16 protein-coding genes and 3 pseudogenes are annotated in these 16,399 nt (G+C 43.4%); 3 read left to right on the top strand and 16 right to left on the bottom strand.

Annotation, left to right across the window (positions count from 1 at the left end):
* Positions 1 to 58 precede the first annotated feature (58 nt).
* Entirely contained in the window at positions 59 to 355 is a 297-nt protein-coding gene (locus H6G92_RS04410; RefSeq protein WP_190891148.1) for a hypothetical protein, read from the top strand.
* 4 nt (positions 356 to 359) lie between these two features.
* On the opposite strand, the gene H6G92_RS04405 is transcribed toward H6G92_RS04410, so the two are convergent.
* Positions 360 to 1,250 carry a lysophospholipid acyltransferase family protein gene (locus H6G92_RS04405; protein ID WP_190891146.1) on the bottom strand — a complete coding sequence of 297 codons (891 nt, stop codon included), beginning with the start codon at positions 1,248 to 1,250 and terminating at the stop codon, positions 360 to 362.
* 333 nt (positions 1,251 to 1,583) lie between these two features.
* Between H6G92_RS04405 and H6G92_RS04400 the strand changes: the two genes are divergently transcribed.
* Positions 1,584 to 2,504, top strand: coding sequence for an alpha/beta hydrolase (locus H6G92_RS04400; RefSeq protein ID WP_190891144.1), 921 nt, complete (start codon positions 1,584 to 1,586; stop codon positions 2,502 to 2,504).
* 62 nt (positions 2,505 to 2,566) lie between these two features.
* On the opposite strand, the gene H6G92_RS04395 is transcribed toward H6G92_RS04400, so the two are convergent.
* The 4 genes from H6G92_RS04395 to mnmE form a co-directional block, all read right to left on the bottom strand.
* Positions 2,567 to 2,896, bottom strand: a complete 330-nt coding sequence (locus H6G92_RS04395) for a hypothetical protein (RefSeq protein WP_190891142.1) — start codon at positions 2,894 to 2,896, stop codon at positions 2,567 to 2,569.
* A 50-nt stretch (positions 2,897 to 2,946) separates the two neighbouring features.
* Positions 2,947 to 3,717, bottom strand: a complete 771-nt coding sequence (locus H6G92_RS04390) for an SDR family NAD(P)-dependent oxidoreductase (RefSeq protein ID WP_190891140.1) — start codon at positions 3,715 to 3,717, stop codon at positions 2,947 to 2,949.
* A gap of 6 nt (positions 3,718 to 3,723) precedes the next feature.
* Positions 3,724 to 4,227: a GNAT family N-acetyltransferase gene (locus H6G92_RS04385; protein WP_190891138.1), complete on the bottom strand. Its 504-nt coding sequence runs from the start codon at positions 4,225 to 4,227 to the stop codon at positions 3,724 to 3,726.
* Between the two features lie 95 nt (positions 4,228 to 4,322).
* Positions 4,323 to 5,717: a tRNA uridine-5-carboxymethylaminomethyl(34) synthesis GTPase MnmE gene (gene mnmE, locus H6G92_RS04380; RefSeq protein WP_190891136.1), complete on the bottom strand. Its 1,395-nt coding sequence runs from the start codon at positions 5,715 to 5,717 to the stop codon at positions 4,323 to 4,325.
* A 224-nt stretch (positions 5,718 to 5,941) separates the two neighbouring features.
* Here mnmE and H6G92_RS04375 point away from each other — a divergent pair, with 224 nt between their 5' ends.
* A complete protein-coding gene (locus H6G92_RS04375; RefSeq protein WP_012410641.1) occupies positions 5,942 to 6,142 on the top strand; it encodes a hypothetical protein in 201 nt (66 codons plus the stop codon).
* Positions 6,143 to 6,185: 43 nt separating this feature from the next.
* Here H6G92_RS04375 and H6G92_RS39200 read toward each other — a convergent pair.
* From H6G92_RS39200 to H6G92_RS04330, 11 genes and pseudogenes are all read right to left on the bottom strand, one after another.
* Positions 6,186 to 6,446, bottom strand: a pseudogene (locus H6G92_RS39200) (Uma2 family endonuclease); the annotation flags it as partial.
* Between the two features lie 128 nt (positions 6,447 to 6,574).
* Complete coding sequence (locus H6G92_RS04370; protein ID WP_190891134.1) at positions 6,575 to 7,948, bottom strand: alkaline phosphatase PhoX; 1,374 nt, start codon at positions 7,946 to 7,948, stop codon at positions 6,575 to 6,577.
* Positions 7,949 to 8,343: 395 nt separating this feature from the next.
* The gene (locus H6G92_RS04365; RefSeq protein ID WP_190891132.1) at positions 8,344 to 9,975 is read right to left on the bottom strand and encodes a mucoidy inhibitor MuiA family protein; all 1,632 of its coding nucleotides are present in this window, start codon (positions 9,973 to 9,975) and stop codon (positions 8,344 to 8,346) included.
* Between the two features lie 132 nt (positions 9,976 to 10,107).
* A complete protein-coding gene (locus tag H6G92_RS04360; protein WP_190891130.1) occupies positions 10,108 to 11,049 on the bottom strand; it encodes a LysR family transcriptional regulator in 942 nt (313 codons plus the stop codon).
* Between the two features lie 254 nt (positions 11,050 to 11,303).
* On the bottom strand, positions 11,304 to 12,065 hold the full coding sequence (locus tag H6G92_RS04355) for a BMC domain-containing protein (RefSeq protein WP_190891128.1): 762 nt from the start codon (positions 12,063 to 12,065) through the stop codon (positions 11,304 to 11,306).
* Between the two features lie 56 nt (positions 12,066 to 12,121).
* Complete coding sequence (locus tag H6G92_RS04350; protein ID WP_190891125.1) at positions 12,122 to 12,895, bottom strand: transferase; 774 nt, start codon at positions 12,893 to 12,895, stop codon at positions 12,122 to 12,124.
* Between the two features lie 177 nt (positions 12,896 to 13,072).
* A pseudogene (locus H6G92_RS41045) lies at positions 13,073 to 13,321 on the bottom strand (ribulose bisphosphate carboxylase small subunit); the annotation flags it as partial.
* A gap of 105 nt (positions 13,322 to 13,426) precedes the next feature.
* Positions 13,427 to 15,082: pseudogene (locus tag H6G92_RS04345) on the bottom strand (ribulose bisphosphate carboxylase small subunit); the annotation flags it as partial.
* A gap of 94 nt (positions 15,083 to 15,176) precedes the next feature.
* On the bottom strand, positions 15,177 to 15,479 hold the full coding sequence (locus tag H6G92_RS04340; protein ID WP_100899927.1) for a EutN/CcmL family microcompartment protein: 303 nt from the start codon (positions 15,477 to 15,479) through the stop codon (positions 15,177 to 15,179).
* Positions 15,480 to 15,485: 6 nt separating this feature from the next.
* Entirely contained in the window at positions 15,486 to 15,830 is a 345-nt protein-coding gene (locus H6G92_RS04335; protein ID WP_039748664.1) for a carbon dioxide-concentrating mechanism protein CcmK, read from the bottom strand.
* 95 nt (positions 15,831 to 15,925) lie between these two features.
* Positions 15,926 to 16,234: a carbon dioxide-concentrating mechanism protein CcmK gene (locus H6G92_RS04330; protein ID WP_190891121.1), complete on the bottom strand. Its 309-nt coding sequence runs from the start codon at positions 16,232 to 16,234 to the stop codon at positions 15,926 to 15,928.
* Positions 16,235 to 16,399: the final 165 nt, after the last annotated feature.

The raw sequence follows: 16,399 nt of genomic DNA, 5'->3' as shown, positions 1-16,399 counted from the left end.
CAATTTTTCAATTAAAGGATAATTTTGATTATCTATAATCTTATTGGTGGTTGTCTAAGTGAAAATTATTGTTTACTGTAAATACTTCAATTTCAAAAATCCACTAGATAAACCAAAAGTTGAGACATTTGTGGTAAATATGCCTCAAATCCCTAAGATAGGTGAAACAATTGTAGTTGAAAGAATTTCACCTCAAAAGGAGTTCGTAATTATCTTTGAGTACATTGTGACAGCAGTCCAGTTTAATGCATCTAGGGAATCGGCTGACTCGGCAGATGCTCAGGTAAACGCATTTTTAAACCACTGTTGGGAGGGAACATCAAATTTCAAAGTTACAAACTTTTTAGAGCAATAATCTCTTACCACAACATGTGATTGAGGAAAGAACGTAACAGTTTGGCTCCTGTTGGTTCCTGATAATTAGTTGGTAACAGAGCCAGCATTGCATCCTGTAACATTTCTAAAGCTACGTCCACTTCCTGGCGCTTTGGTCTGGTTGTTTGGGTAAAGTGTAACGGTTCACCTACCCGAATTGTTAACTCTTTTCCCAAATAAAGGTCATGAGTTCCAATCAGCCCAACTGGAATAATCGGTACACCAGCCCGCAAGGCATAAATCACAGTCCCGCGTTTCAAAGGGAGATGCAACTTACCCTCAGCAGTTCCTAGTCGTCCTTCAGGAAAAAGAATCATCCCATCTCCACGAGTCAAAATTGCCAGAATAATGCGGTCTATTTGTCGCAGTGTGTGTATATCTTCCCCTGTGGGTACTGTCTGTTTAATTGCTGCGGCTAGTTCAACTAAATCTTGCCTTCCTGCTTTAGCCGCTTCCATAACAGCAACTTCTTCTTTCCACACCCGTTCCAAAGGAATCACACCCCCTGCAAAACCCAGAATTAGGCGCTTCCACCACTTGTTATAGAGAGTACGGGCATCGCCCAGGATGTAATAGTGGGGTTGGGTAGGGAGTTCGGCTAAGAGGAGTAAGGGATCGATGTGGTGGAGATGGTTGACAGCTAGAATTGCAGGTTTCTGAGGTATTCTTTCGAGGTGTTCGACCCGTACCTTGAAAAAGGAATGGATGAGCGATCGCATTACAAAACGACGCAGCCCAGAGTTGGCTCTAGGTTCCGAATGTCCCTGATTAATACCTTCCAAGCGATTGAGAGTTTTTTCGATAATTTGGCGAACTGCGCGATCGCCAGCCGCAGCTACACCCTCTTTTACCCGCTTGATACTTGCAGCAGTCAAACTTTTTAATTGTGTACTATCTTCCTGCTGATGGCTGGATTTTGAGTCGGCATGAACTTCGGAAGTTACCCCATCAGCTAGGTTTTCCTGAACAGATTCCCTAGAAGAACTTTTGATAAAAACCTCTTTGAATTCATGAATAAATCATAATTCTTGAGGTCATATTATTAACCAACCCACGGTTAGAAGCTGTGGAATTATTTTTTCGATATTTTAAATACATAAGGGTAACTCAATTCACTGTAATTATTCCCATAGCCAGAAGCTATTTTTACTACAATGACTGTTGACATGTTAGTAACTTGCTGGGAAAATACGTAAAAAATTAACCCTATGATTGACCATAGCGATCGCGTAGCGTCTCGTAGAGAAGGCAGATTTCAGGGTGTTGGAGGACTTGACCTGTATTACCAAAGCTGGCATCCAGAGGGTAAAGTACGGGCAATATTAGCCATTGTGCATGGACTTGGAGCGCACAGCGATCGCTACAGTAATGTAATTCAACATCTGATACCCAAACAATATGCTGTCTACACCTTAGACTTGCGTGGTCATGGACGCTCATCAGGCCAGCGAGGCTATATCAACGCTTGGAGTGAGTTTCGAGAAGACTTAAAAGCTTTCTTAGAGTTAATTCAGACTCAGAATCCTGGATGCCCAATTTTTCTTTTGGGTCATAGTTTAGGTGGGGTGATCGTTTTAGATTACATTCTGCGCTATCCCCAACAAGCATCAGCTTTGCAGGGTGCGATCGCTTTAGCGCCAACCTTGGGGAAAGTTGGGGTTTCACCTATCCGCGTGCTTTTAGGAAAAATGCTCTCACGGGTGTGGCCGCGTTTCACCCTGAATACAGGCATTGACCTGAGTGCTGGTTCACGAGATCAGCAGGTTTTAGCCGCCTATGCCCAAGATAAGCTGCGACATACCCTTGCCACAGCCCGTCTAGCTACTGAATTCTTTGCAACAGTTGATTGGATTAATGCTCATGCAGGTGATTGGCAATTACCATTGTTGATTCTCCACGGTGGTGCAGACCGAGTTGCTTTACCTGCGGGAAGTGACATCTTTTACCAACGGGTAAAGTGCAAAGATAAGCTAAGAATTGAGTATCCGGGAGCCTATCACGAAATTCAGAGTGACCTCAACTATCAAGAGGTAATGGCTGATTTGGAGGATTGGTTGGAGCGACATCTACCATCTGAAACAGTGCAGTTAGTACGGGGAAGCACTGAGTTAGAGTTTCCTAGTTCTTAGCTTTCAGTACTGAGGCTTGATCACTGTATCTTACCAGGGCGATCGCATATTAAAATGCAGAGTCAGTTATTTACATTATCTGAAAAATACGTTGCTGAGGATACAGAGTTTTTGCCAACCAAGATAGGCTCTCCCTTTACCCCTCCACGGGTAAGAGTACAAATTTTATAAAGGTTTTCGCACTCAAATATTGCCATAACTAACTCTTTCCCGGTTTGGTAAGAGGATGGTAAGGGTTTGCCTACCTCGCATTCCATATCAATTTCGCGATCGCGCCACTGTAACTTCCAAATGCGCTTTTGGGTTATTGGTGCTTTGACAGACTGAGCGATCGCACTATACACCTGCTCTGCTTTGATATCATCCTTAGCTGCTGGCACAAAAAACTTCATAGGCTTTAGTTACAAATAACGTAAATTTCACTAGCACCAGCGTAACGCAGTTACCAAGGCAATCTACTCCCATCCCACGAGAAAAACTGTCCACTATCGCCTTCTTGAAGCTGTTCGATGACAGCCAGTAATTGGGTAACGGTGCGTTCCACTGAGAATAATTTTTCCGCAGTTACATTTCCCTGGAAAGGACGGGAAAGGCGCGTATCAGTTGTACCAGGATGCAATGTCACTATGAATGCTTTAGGACAGCTTCTTTTATACTCAATTGCCGCAGTTCGCATTAACATATTGAGTGCTGCTTTAGAAGCGCGATAGCCATACCATCCACCAAGTTGGTTATCGCCAATACTGCCCAATTTAGCAGAAATAGTGGCAAACACGCTGCGTTCTCCATGACGAAACAGAGGCAATAGGTGTTTAGCTAGTAAGACAGCACCAATACTATTTATTTGAAAGTAGCGTAGCAAATTTTCTGAATTGATCTGTTTTAAGCTTTTTTCAGGTTGCAAATTATCTTCATGCAGCAGTCCTACACAGTTGACTACCAAATGCAGTTTATCAACTTGAATACGTATTTTTTGAACAGCTTCAACAATCTGCAATTCGTCAGTAATATCCATCTCCAGACAAATTAATCGCCCAGGATGTTCGCCTGCAAGAGCTATTAAATCGGAGGCTGATTCCGGTTGACGAGAAGTTGCATAAACTTTGGCTATTCTGTCATCTTGTAGCAATTTTTCTACAAAACCTAAACCAATACCTCGGTTGGCTCCCACAATCAATGCGTTAACAGGATTAATTTCATCGATAAAAGACATATCAATTTAGCTTACTTTTAGAGGTATTTCATATTCGTAGCGAGAGACGAAATAAGCGCCAACTTGTCTGTCGCTGTGATGACGGAAACCAAAGTTTTCATATACTGCTTTCAAGCGCGGACGCGAAGCATCACAATCTAGACGTAAATAACGTTTACCAAATGTTTGTGCGCGTTCAACAGCCCAAGCCAGCAGTGCCGAAGAGACTTTACCGCCAGAGTATTGTCGCCGAATAGCAAGACGATGTACAAATGCTGACTCTTCCTGAGAAATGTCGGGCCAGAAAAGTAAATCCTCAAGCTGAAATTTGATTGTACCAGCTGGTTCACCCGCCCATTCAGCAATAAAAAACAAGCCGTTAGCAACATCTTCCGAGATACTTTCTAGCGATACCTCGCTATCATCCCACAGAGGCATACCACGCTCCTGGAGCCACAAAGCTGCTTCTAACAATACATCCGAGACTATCACCGTATCTTGTATGGTTGCTTGACGAATTGATATGTACATTTAGTTATCAATTGCAGGTTAAGTTGAACAATAGTAAAACTTTACAAAGATTAGTATAAATGTTGCTTTGGATTTCGCTTTTGCCAATCTACTTTTTATTTACCAATACAAAACTTGCTAAAAATTTTATCCAAAACTGATTCTGTTACTTCCTCACCAGTGATTTCTCCTAGTGCCTGAATTGCACCACGTAAGTCAATAGTCCAAAAATCAAGAGGTAACTGCTGGGCAATTGTTGCTTGTACCTGTTCTAAAGAAATTTTAGCTTGAGTTAAGGCTGCTGCTTGCCTTTGGTTAATGGCTAAATCCATATCAGCAGCTTGTATTTTTTCAGATTTAATTATCTCTAAAATTGCTTTTTCTAAACCATCAATGCCTTGATTTTGGGCTGCGGCTGTGACAATTTTAGATTTTGGATTTTGGATTTTGGATTGAAGATATTTGCTTTCGTCTTCTTCTAATAAATCGATTTTGTTAATAACTAGAATTAATGGACGGTGTTGCACTTGTTTGTAAATTTCTTGATCGCCTTCTGTCCAACCTGCTGAAGCATCAATGGTAAGCAAGACTAAATCAGCTGCATTGGCAGCACGACGCGATCGCTCGACGCCAATTTTTTCCACTTGGTCTGTTGTTTCCCGAATCCCTGCTGTATCTAGCACTTGTATGGGAATTCCCCCAACAACTAACTGCGATTCCACCACATCGCGGGTTGTACCGGGTAAGTCAGTCACAATGGCGCGATCGCTCTGGCTCCAAGCATTCAATAAGCTCGACTTACCCACATTAGGCCGCCCCACAATTGCCACTTTTAAACCAGTACGTAGCAACTCACCTTTGTCTTTGGTTTCTATTAACCTAGTGATTTCGGCGGCAATTTTCTCGATTTCTGATATTATTGCTTTATCATCCAGCGGAGGAAGGTCTTCCTCAAAATCGATTCGAGCTTCGATTTCTGCCAAAATATCTAAACAGTTGGCGCGTAACTGGCGGATCGGATGAGCTAATTTCCCCTGCAAACCAGCTAAGGCAGTTTGGGCAGCTTGAGGCGATCGCGCTCCCACTAAATCAGCAATACCTTCAGCTTGAGTTAGATCCAATCGTCCATTCAAAAAGGCACGGAGAGTAAATTCTCCTGGTTGGGCTAATCTAGCGCCGTTTTCCAGACACAGTTGTAATACCTGCTGCACTGCCATAATTCCCCCGTGACAATGAAATTCCACCACATCTTCACGGGTGTAAGAACGGGGTGCTTTCATAATCAACAATAGGGCTTCATCTACCAGTTGTTGCGTCTGGGGATGGCGAATGTAACCGTAGAGAATCTGGTGACTTTTCCAAACTTGTCGCCCTGGTGCGTGAAAAAGAGTTTGGGCTAGAGCCATTGCTTGAGAACCAGACACCCGCACAATACCAACACTACCTTGTTGAGGGACAACAGCAGTAGCGATCGCAGCGATAGTTCCAGTAGTAGCAAAAACTTCTGACATGAGCGCCTTTCATAAGAGTGAGAAGTTAGGAGTCAAAATCATAACTCATAACCGATAACTTTCTAAATGGTAAGTATTTAGACTAATGGGATGGCAACTGGCAAGGTAAAATTTACCTGGAGGATAATGCCTGATAGTAAAAAGTTAAAGGTGAAAATTATAACTCCTGTACAGACGCGATTAATCGCGTCTCTGCTCATAACTTTTAAAGAGAGGAATTTATTGTGGAGCAAAAAATTAACTGCGCTGTAGCCTGTGTTAACGGCTGTGTTTTAGGGGATAAATGCCCCAATATCGAGTTTAGAGAAGCCGCTGCAAAATTTATTGAAGAGACTCCCTTAGACAAAATGTTGGAGTTGGCACAAGAACGCCTGCGGAAAAAAATGACAGAACCACCAAAATGGGTTTTTCCTGAAGATCCATAGCATTCGCGCCAACAGGCAAAAGCAAGACAGCGCGGAGGTTAAATAGTATTTGGGGATCTATATTTAATTCTCGCAGTTTTGCCGCCAAGCGATCGCTGCATTGTTTCTCTTGGTTAGCGCGTTGCTTTTGTTGTTCAGCCTGTTGGGCAACTTCTTCTGGTGTTGAAACTAGTTCTCATCCAGGAGTAAAAAAGCGTAAATTTTCTTGATAAGCACCTAAATATAAACCTAGCTGTTGACTTCACAACCAGCCTTGTGGATTGGGTTCCACTGGTTAATATTCACCATCAAACAAATAAAACCCTGTACATTAAAAACTACAAGTAATCTGGTATACGAAAGATATCTTGAGTAAATGCTAAAAACAGAGCTACTCCAAGAATAAACTGGAGTAGCCCTGTAAGCGATCAAATCACTTAGATATAACTAACCTTATGCTCGGTTTCTGTTCCAAGGCCCCCAAATCGCACAGGTAATTCCAGGGGATTGGAGATTGACAAACATTGTGCGGCCATCAGGTGAGAAGCAGGCTCCTGCATATTCACTGTCATTGATATTGTTTTTTGCAAACTGATACAGTTCGCCGCTTTGATTAACGCCGACAATATAACTGTCTCCGCCTCCATCTTCACAAAGAATCAGGTCACCAAAAGGAGCAACTGTAATGTTATCAGGGAAGTCTAGTACGCTTTCTCCAGGAGACTCAACGACTAAAGTCAATGTGCCGTTACTAGGATTGTAAGCAAAAACTTGACCAAAACCAGCGTCGCCACCACTGGTACAGGTAAAGTAGATCGCGCCATTGCCATACCAAGCACCTTCACCCCGCGCAAAGATTGCAGCACCGCTTGCCCGCGCTTGTCCTCGCACTGAAGGAGAACCACTATCAGTATTGGGATCAACGTTGTTAATCGGAACCCAGGTGGTTGACAACGCTATATTCTTATAGGCGAGGTAGTTTCTGCGCGTATCCGCAGGTGCGCCTACAATTACAAGCGCCTCAAGCACGCCACCGCTTTGCAAGTTACCTTCCTGGTTAGGGCGGAACCTATAGAAACAGCTATCGCCCCTGTCTTCGGTTTGATAGACCCATCCAGTTGCCGGATCAACAGCAACAGCTTCATGGTTAAAACGTCCCATAGCAACCAGAGGCACTGGGTCGGCAACCTGAATTTCGTCTGTCGCTGGCACTTCAAAATTATAGCCATGCCTTTTGGTTGCTCCACCAGCTGAGGGAAGCGTTACGTCCTCTTCACAGGTAATCCAGGTACCCCAGGGAGTGGGACCACCCGCACAGTTACGAATTGTGCCGCCCAGAGAAGCAAAATCCTTGATTACCCGACGATTGGGCCCAACTACAATATTTGTCGTGCCGCCACCCAGGCGATCGTATAGTTTTGATTGAGTTACACGAACTGGGTTAGAACCCAAAGCACCCACTTCATGATTCCGCACCAGAATTGTGGTGTTCTTAGGACCCTCGAATGCAGCCATGCCATCATGACTCCCAGGCACAGTACCACCATCACTCATTGCCTGACCTCTTACTGAGATCGCTGTGTAATTAAAGCCAGGAGGAAGCTGCAAAATGGGAGTATTGCCCAAATTAATACCACCCAGAATGACACCTTGGAGTTCATCTGCATTTTCGGCTAGCTTAGGTGCTAATGGACCGTAACCATCAGTTAATCCTACAACTTGGCCATTAGCACGTCTTGCATATAAGGCTTCCAGAGGAGAAAGCATTGTAACACCGACAGCACTCGCACCAGCTAATGTAAAGAAGTTACGTCTTGATAAATTCATTAGTATACTGTCAGCAAAAGTTCAGAAACCTAATAAATAGTAAAAGTCCGCCTTTAAGGTATTATTAAGAAAGCGTTAATAAGAATTTTTAGACATAAAATTACTATGCTGTTAGTAAGCAGCAATTAATGAAGATAGGAGCTTCAGTTCTTTAATTACAATAGAATTTTCGCAAAAAATTTTTGTAGTGTTTTTCAAACTGGTATTATTACATTTGCAATCTGCTGTAATAAAAATGAATGTTTAAATAAACAATATAGCGATTCTCAAATGTATGAAATACGCTGACAAACATCTCAGGAGTCAGAATATTCTGACTCCTGTCTTCCCAAAGCAGAGCCTATTGCAGCCAATTAAGAACTGCTATAATATTCTATTCAATGCTCATGTTGATTCTAAATATCTAACCCAACCACCATTAAGTCAGGTGGATGTTCAACATTGAACTGGTAATATATCTCTCTTCTTTCTTGTGCTAGAAGAGTTAACTGCCATTCTAAAATCGCCATTTCACCAAGTTGAATTTGCGGGTTGCTGCGGCTGAGGCGCACCTTAATTTGCTCGTTACGGCTAATCGGCAATTGTTCAGTTAGTTTTAGATTTACTTCTTTGTCTAGTAAGTTAGTAATGAACAATCGATAGCTATAAGTAATCCGGCGCTGGTTGCTAATCAATCTTTTGTCTACCAGACGTTCAACTAAGTCGCGCTCTATTTTCAAACCTTCATCAATTCCTAAGTTCAGTTTGAACTCTTGCTCTGGTGCAATATTTTCTAACTTAGTTGTTCCTATAAAAACATTGTCGCGGAAAATATTCGCTTTGCCTGGTAACAGAGTTGCACCGTTGGGACTATTTTTTACATTGGCTTGCAGATAAGCAAAACTTACTAAGCGTGGCATTGCCAGATAATCGAAGCTACAAGGATAATCATCATTGAAAATTGTAGTTTTATGAGGTGCGCCATCACTAGGAATATTACCGCCTCCATTCAATTTAAAGGTAACTACACTTCCTTCTTTGGATACTTCTGCTGTAACGGTTTCTGCTGGAATGAGACTATCCTCTGCAACTTCATCTTCTCCTTGCCAATCTGCTCTGGCAGCAGGAGCAGCCTGTTCTGCGATGGTAGGCAGGAGTGGTGGCTGGGCAGAAAATCGTCGTTGTCGTACCAGTTGTGGACGTGGGGCATCAATATACCAGGGTTCAAGTTTGGGTGGAAGTGTACCTAATCCCGGTTTAGCGGTAGAAAGGGTGAGATTTGCACCAATCCAATCTTCACCGGTGCTTTGAGTGATTTCTGCAAGGTAACTCAGATGTACAATATCGCTGCTGGTGCTAAAGCGCAAGTCATATAGCGGAGTCCAACTGGCACGATTTACTAGGTAGGAAAGCTCTAGCTCAAACTCGCCTTCACCTGCAACTTCAACTCCTACAACTAAGCTAAAACTCTCTTTGGGATGGGGTGTTTGGATTTTTTGCAACGAGGCGCGGAGTGCTTGCAGTTGTTTGTCTAATTCTTGCTGTTGGGTTTTGCACTCTCCAGATGCGATCGCATATTCACTATACTGGCTTCCGAGAAAGTTCAAAAAATCCAAAGTTTCGCTGAGGCTGAGATTTTTACGGGATAAACTCTGTGCAAAGGGTTCTTCTGTTTTTTCACGTAAGCCTGCAATAAAACTAGATTGCAACACTAAAGCATCTACCTGGGCTTGCAGGTGGCGTTTTTCTGCTTCTAGTTGCTGAATTTGCCTTGTCAAATGTGCGACTCGCTCGGCTACTGATTCAGTAGTGTAGATGCGATCGCTACTTACTCCCACCAAGCGCACCCCTACCGTACCTGTACCACTAACTCTGACAGACTCAGTTTCCAGAGTCTCTGGTACTGGGGTAATTACTAATTCTTGTTCAATTCCTGTTAAATCAATTACACCACGTCGTGTAACCAATGCTCTGTCAGAGTACACTGTAACAGCTACAATCTCGCTTTGTACTGTTTTGCGCCAAGACGGTATTTCCGGGTTAACCACTACTAGTTTTCCCCCATTTTTAATAATTCTGCTGGTTAATTGTCAATGTTTCCCGTCTAGCCGTCAACCCCTTTAGGTAATTCGTAATGACGCTCCAAGAGCCGCTAATGTAATTTGTAATTCCGAATTATTTTACCCGTGAGTTGGTTCAAGCGTAGTGGAAGTAGTAGCAGCGTTTTGCTGTACAAAATTCTTTGCCGCACCCAGAAGATACTCATAATAAGTCCGAGCAACGATAGATAGCTGCTTGCCCGATGGGTAAACCATGTACCAATGTCGTTCAATGGGGAAGTGTTGTACATCTAAAATGCTGAACTCTGAGGCGTCTAATAGTAAGGTATGACGGGATAAAACAGAAATTCCTAAACCACCTGCGATCGCTTGTTTGATTGCTTCGTTACTTCCCAATTCCAGCTTGACTTTTACTGTCACCCCTTGTTCTTCAAATAGGTTTTGGACGGCACGACGAGTTCCTGAACCTGGTTCTCGCATAATAAAAGGTTCGTTAGACAGTCGTTGTATCGGAATATTTTTTTCTTTAGATAACGGATGATTAATTGGTGCAAAGACTATCAAAGGGTTTTCTAGAAATGGCTCGCAATTCACATCTATATTGTCTGGAATTTGACTCATAATATATAAGTCATCCAGATTATTACTCATCCGTTCCAAAATTTGTTCGTGATTCGTTACTTGCAGGGAGATATCAATCCCTGGATAAAGTTCGCAAAATGGCCCTAACAAACGTGGGATAAAATATTTTGCTGTTGTAATCACTGCCAAGCGTAATTGTCCCTGTTTTACCCCTTTTAAATCTGCTACCTTCATTTCATATTGGGCTATATTTTCAAAAATCTGCCGACAAGTGGCAAATAATTCCCGTCCTGCTTCGGTGAGATACAATCGCTTCCCCACTTGCTCAAATAATGGCAACCCTACCGATTTTGTGAGTTGCTTGATTTGCATAGAAACGGTAGGTTGAGTGAGAAACAATTCCTCAGCAGCGCGAGTAAAGCTACTGTGTCGTGCCGCCGCCTCGAATACCTTTAACTGGTGCAGCGTCGCTTGCTTCAAAGGTGATTCTCCTGTAAATAGCTATTCATAGATATAAAACTAGTATTACTGAAGGCTTGCAAATGATATAGCTATGCTCATAGAAAGCTACGAGTTTTATTATAGATAAAACTCTATTGTTCCTATTAAAATAAAGGTATTTTACTTATGGATTTAAGAAGCTATTATCAGAACAACAAGAAAAGCGTAAGATGCCTTCCATCACCCGATGAATGCTGAATGATGAATAAGGCTTTTCCAAAATTCATCTATCATCATTCATCATTCCATAATTCTTCTGCAATTTTTGTAGGTAGCTTGGTTAAATCTGGTAATCTTAGCACCTCTATTTCGGCAACTTGCTCTTTAATATTGACTGGTAAGTTTAACGGTTGGCGTTCTTCTATCCAGCAGCTTGCTAATGGCAAAGTTTGCTCCATTTCGTCTAGCGGTCGGGGAATTACCATCACTGCATTTAATTCTCCAATGCGTTCTGCCTCGAACATTCCCGCTTCCACTGCTACCGCTACATTGGCTACAGAACCACGAATAATGGCTGTACATAAACCCGCACCAATTTTTTCATAAGCTGCCAAATGAACATCAGCAGCTTTGAGCATGGCATCACATGCTCCTACCATCGCTGGAAATCCTCGCGTTTCTACCAAACCAATTGCTTGGTTACTCAGACGGCTGTAATTACCCTCCTCCATCAATTTAGTGAAACGGGTTGTGATGGGAAGTACTATATCTAGGTTTGGATAAGGTCGGGGAATCACCAAGCTAGAAACCAACTGACCAAACTGTTCAGCAGTTTGGACACCAGATTCTACGGCAAGACGCACGTCAGCAATCCCACCCCTGACGATCGCAGTACAATGCCCACTACCAATTTTTTCATATCCAATTAGGTGAACTCCTGCGGACTTTAGCATCATATCCGCTGTCCCAACTATTGCTGGAAAGCTGCGAGTAGAAACTAAACCCAAAGCAGTGTCCTGCATGGTACTCATAGACCGTTGATTAGATGTTTCCATGTGAACTTTCCCAGATAATCACAAAGCTGACAACTTACAATTAACACTTACTCAGACTAATCGTCAGAGTTTGGGTCGTTCAAGGATTGTCTATGGGGAAACAATGTAGTCAACAGTCTGTGTATGCTCCCTTGCCCATAAATTTGAGTCCCGAAACCGTTAGAGGATTCTGTGGTTGGCTGATTGGGGTCTGAGTCATGTTCTGTAGACTCTTGGGGGGCTTCTTGCAAGGTGGAGTCAGCATCATTGGTCGGTTCCTCTACTGGAGGAGACTGGCTTTCTGGAGTGGCGGGAGATTTAAAATAAGAAATCGACTTATTTTGTTTGAAATCCACAAAAGCTGAAGCTGAGAAGTTAGTTGAGGAAGTTACCTTTTCCTTAACTTCCCCTAAGCCATTTTCCTTTTCCTTCTGCGGTGTTGCACTTGTAGGAGTTTGGTTATTTGTAGATGGTTCCGGTTGCATTGTTTGAGCAATCTGTCGACTGGTGTCTCCTAAAATTGAACCAGGTGCAATTACTTGTCCAGGTTCAACTGAATAGTTAAAAACTGTTGTTGCTGAACCAATGCAAGCATTTGCTCCAATTTTGCCTTTGCCAACCATCAAAAAACCGGCTCCCAAGTTTGCGCCTGCTTCTACCTCTAGGGTTCCTTCATGGACTTGGAGAATTGCTCCCATGCCAATACAGACCCCTGGCCCAATGATGATCTTGCTGTTTACAGCTGCTTGGAGGATCACCCCAGGTGCAAGTACTGCGCTTGGATGAATAGTCACCTCACCACTAATGTAAGAATCAAAGTTATTGCTGAGGCGCAGTGACAGCACAGACATGGAAATTTTAACCTCGGAAGCCGGAAGAAATTAGAAAGTGAGGAGTTTGTCAGAAGTTATGAGTTAGAAGTTATAAGTTGGAAATTTTTAAGATTAGAGTTTTGATTCAAAGCTTATTCCTAACTCCTGTACTGACGCGATTAATCGCGTCTCTCCTAACTCCTAACTCCTAACTCCTTAAGGTCGTTGGATAATCGTTTCTAATACCCGACGCTTGGCTTTGGGGTCAATACCAATTAAGCGCACATATTCCCCTTGGTATTCGCCAAGGTGTCCTTCTACGGCTGCGATCGCTTCTCTTTCTGAAGAGGCTTGAATTTGACCAGTACTAGTCCAGGAACCAGTACGGAACCGCCGTTGGTCTACGTGTTCAAGGCTAATTTTAGAGCCGCCAGCTAATAATTGTCGGAGTTGATCTACTACTTCAGCACTCAAACGGGTACTGGTAGCTGTTGCTGTTGCTGTTGCTGTTGCAGAGGGTGCACTGTTAGTAAATGATTTCTGACTGCCAGAGGAGGCTACTTGACCATTTGGACGTTGGATAATGGTTTCTAATACCCGCCGTTTGGCTTTGGGGTCAATACCAATTAAGCGTACATATTCCCCTTGGTATTCGCCAAGGTGTCCTTCTAAGGCTGCGATCGCTTCTCTTTCTGAGGAGGCTTGAATTTGACCGGTACTAGTCCAAGAACCAGTACGGAACCGTCGTTCATCTACGTGTTCAAGGCTAATTTTATACCCACCAGCCAATAATTGCCGGAGTTGGTCTATGACTTCTGTACTTAAACGGTTACTGGTAGCTGTTGCCGTAGCAGTAGCAGAAATTCCACTGCTAGTAAATGATTTTTTACCACCACCAGAGGAGGCTACTTGACCATTTGGGCGTTGGATTATGCTCTCTAATACCCGCCGTTTGGCTTTCGTATCAATGCCGATTAAACGCACATACTCACCTTGATGGCTTTCTATACATTCTTCTAAGCCGGAGATTACTTGATTTATGGAAGTTGCTTCAATTGGCTTGCAGCTAGTCCAGGAACCAGTCCGGAAGCGGCGCTCATCTACGTGTTCCATACCAATTTTGTAACCACCTGCCAAAAGTTGGCGGATTTGCTCTACAGTTTCGCCATTGACTTTGCCACTGCTAGAGCCGTTACCATTACCATTGCTGCTGTAGCTGCCATTGCTATGACTACTAGCCGGAGCTTTAAAACTGGTAGCGGGTTTAACATCACCATCCGGGCGTTGGATGATGCTCTCTAACACACGCCGTCTATCTTTGTCAATACCAAACAGCCGGATATACTCGCCGCTATGGTCTCTTACACAGCTTTCTAAGGCTGCGATCGCTTCACCGATGGATCTTGGTTCAATTGGTTGACAACTAGTCCAAGAACCCGTGCGGAACCGTCTTTGGTCTACGTGTTCTGTACCAATCTTATACCCTTGTTCCAATAGATAGCGCACCTGCTCTATTGTTTCTGCACCCAAGCTATTGCTCGACACTTCACTACTCCTTTCTAGCTCTAAAACAGTAACACCATTACCTTTATAAGATTTAGTGTTCTCATCCCGAATTGGTGCAATACATTTGCTATCCGCAGCACAAAGATAACCAGCTCGCAGCGCCTGATTAATCCCAACCACATGATGAGCAAAGTCCTTATCTTGATCTTGCACATCTGGCAAGCGGTCAGCTTGCTGCTGGCTGGTAATTATCGCTCCCGAAGGTATATATTTACCTGAGGGAATTTCTACGTCTTGAATCAAAGCGTGCATCATCACGATGCAACCTGCACCCACCCTGGCATTAAACACAGTAGAGCGGAAGCCAATGAAGGAATTATCTCCTACATAAGCTGGTCCATGAATTAGAGCCATATGGGTAATGCAAGTATTTTTGCCAACCCACACCGAGTATTTATTTTGATCGTCTCCAATTACTCGACCTTGCTCTAACCCATGAATCACAACACCATCCTGAATATTAGTGTTTTCACCAATATAAAAAGGTGTGCCTTCATCCGCTCTAATCGTAGTCCCCGGAGCAACGATTACATTTGCACCTATCCGTACATCCCCAATCAGATTGGAAAACGGGTGTACAAAGGCAGTTTCATGGATTTGGGCTTCAGCTAAATTCCTCGACCACGGGGTTGGGGGTGCCGCCGTGCTGCGGACTGCCATTTCGAGATTCCTCCTGTATTAAGTTAGGAGTTATGAGTTAGGAGTTATCAGTTTTAACTTTTCACTCCTGACTCCTCACTTCTCTAACTGTTGACTAACGATACTGATCTTTTTTGCTGTAAATGAGGCGATCTTCAACGTGAATGGTATCTATGATCGCCACTACCACTGCATCTAATGGTCGCTGTTCATTACCAATAACTTGACGAGCGGCACTGCCACGACTGACAAGTACCCACTCATCTACTCCTGCTCCCACACTATCCGCTGCTACCTCGTATTGTGGCAGGATGTTTCCGTCTTCATCTACTAATTGTAACAACAGTAGTTTCACACCTCGAAGACTTGGATCTTTTTGCGTGCTAACTACTGTGCCGCGAACTTTGGCGACTTGCATTACAAATTACGGTCTTCTACCGAAAGGACGAATTGCATTCACATTTTCCCGGAACTGCTCTACGTCTTCTGTATAACGAATTGGTAGGACGTATTCCAAGTTTTCGTGAGGACGAGCAATGATGTGAGTAGACAGCACTTGTCCGCCGTTGACTCGCTTCACTGATTCAACACCAGCGCCTACGGAAGCTTGCACTTCCGACACGTCACCCCGGACAATGACCGTAACTCGACCACTACCGATTTTTTCATAGCCTACTAGAGTAACGCGGGCAGCTTTCACCATTGCATCAGCAGCTTCCACTACCGCTGGAAAGCCTAGCGTTTCAACCATTCCCACTGCGATTGACATTAGTTTTAATCCCTATTTAAAGTTTTTAGCCCTGGACAAAAGCGATGCTCAAAAAGGTAAAGAGCATTAATTACTTTTTTTAAACAGCTTTTTAGTTAGGTACGGAACTGTTCCACAGCTTCTGTGTAACGGATCGGCAAGACGTATTCCAGGTTCTCGTGAGGACGAGCAATGATGTGAGTGGATAACACTTCACCACCATTTACTCTTTTCGCCGCTTCAACCCCAGCAGCTACAGAAGCTTGCACTTCCGAAACATCTCCCCTAACTATCACGGTGACGCGAGCGCTACCAATTTTTTCATACCCTACTAAAGTGACACGGGCGGCTTTCACCATCGCATCAGCAGCTTCTACCACTGCTGGAAAGCCCTTCGTTTCAATCATTCCAACTGCAATTGGCATCGCAGAACTCCTACAAAATTAATGCAATCTGTACTGTCGTTTGAATTTTTTGACGGGGAGAGCCTGATCTTAGAGCTAAGAAAACACTTCCAAATTAAGCATAGGAAAGCTTGGCGTTCCTGGCAATATAAATTACTATAATAGTTTATGATAAGAAAGTTTTAA

The organism is Nostoc foliaceum FACHB-393 (assembly GCF_014698505.1).
Taxonomy (GTDB): domain Bacteria; phylum Cyanobacteriota; class Cyanobacteriia; order Cyanobacteriales; family Nostocaceae; genus Nostoc; species Nostoc foliaceum_A.
This window is presented reverse-complemented; position numbering and strand designations above follow the sequence as displayed.

What these genes read in the sequence shown, in the direction of transcription:
- H6G92_RS04400 (WP_190891144.1), top strand. Translation starts at nt 1,584, where the DNA reads ATGATTGACCATAGCGATCGCGTAGCGTCTCGTAGAGAAGGCAGATTT.
- H6G92_RS04395 (WP_190891142.1), bottom strand. Translation starts at nt 2,896, where the DNA reads ATGAAGTTTTTTGTGCCAGCAGCTAAGGATGATATCAAAGCAGAGCAG.
- H6G92_RS04390 (WP_190891140.1), bottom strand. Translation starts at nt 3,717, where the DNA reads ATGTCTTTTATCGATGAAATTAATCCTGTTAACGCATTGATTGTGGGA.
- H6G92_RS04385 (WP_190891138.1), bottom strand. Translation starts at nt 4,227, where the DNA reads ATGTACATATCAATTCGTCAAGCAACCATACAAGATACGGTGATAGTC.
- mnmE (WP_190891136.1), bottom strand. Translation starts at nt 5,717, where the DNA reads ATGTCAGAAGTTTTTGCTACTACTGGAACTATCGCTGCGATCGCTACT.
- H6G92_RS04370 (WP_190891134.1), bottom strand. Translation starts at nt 7,948, where the DNA reads ATGAATTTATCAAGACGTAACTTCTTTACATTAGCTGGTGCGAGTGCT.
- H6G92_RS04355 (WP_190891128.1), bottom strand. Translation starts at nt 12,065, where the DNA reads ATGGAAACATCTAATCAACGGTCTATGAGTACCATGCAGGACACTGCT.
- H6G92_RS04350 (WP_190891125.1), bottom strand. Translation starts at nt 12,895, where the DNA reads ATGTCTGTGCTGTCACTGCGCCTCAGCAATAACTTTGATTCTTACATT.
- H6G92_RS04340 (WP_100899927.1), bottom strand. Translation starts at nt 15,479, where the DNA reads ATGCAAGTCGCCAAAGTTCGCGGCACAGTAGTTAGCACGCAAAAAGAT.
- H6G92_RS04335 (WP_039748664.1), bottom strand. Translation starts at nt 15,830, where the DNA reads ATGTCAATCGCAGTGGGAATGGTTGAAACGCTAGGCTTTCCAGCGGTA.
- H6G92_RS04330 (WP_190891121.1), bottom strand. Translation starts at nt 16,234, where the DNA reads ATGCCAATTGCAGTTGGAATGATTGAAACGAAGGGCTTTCCAGCAGTG.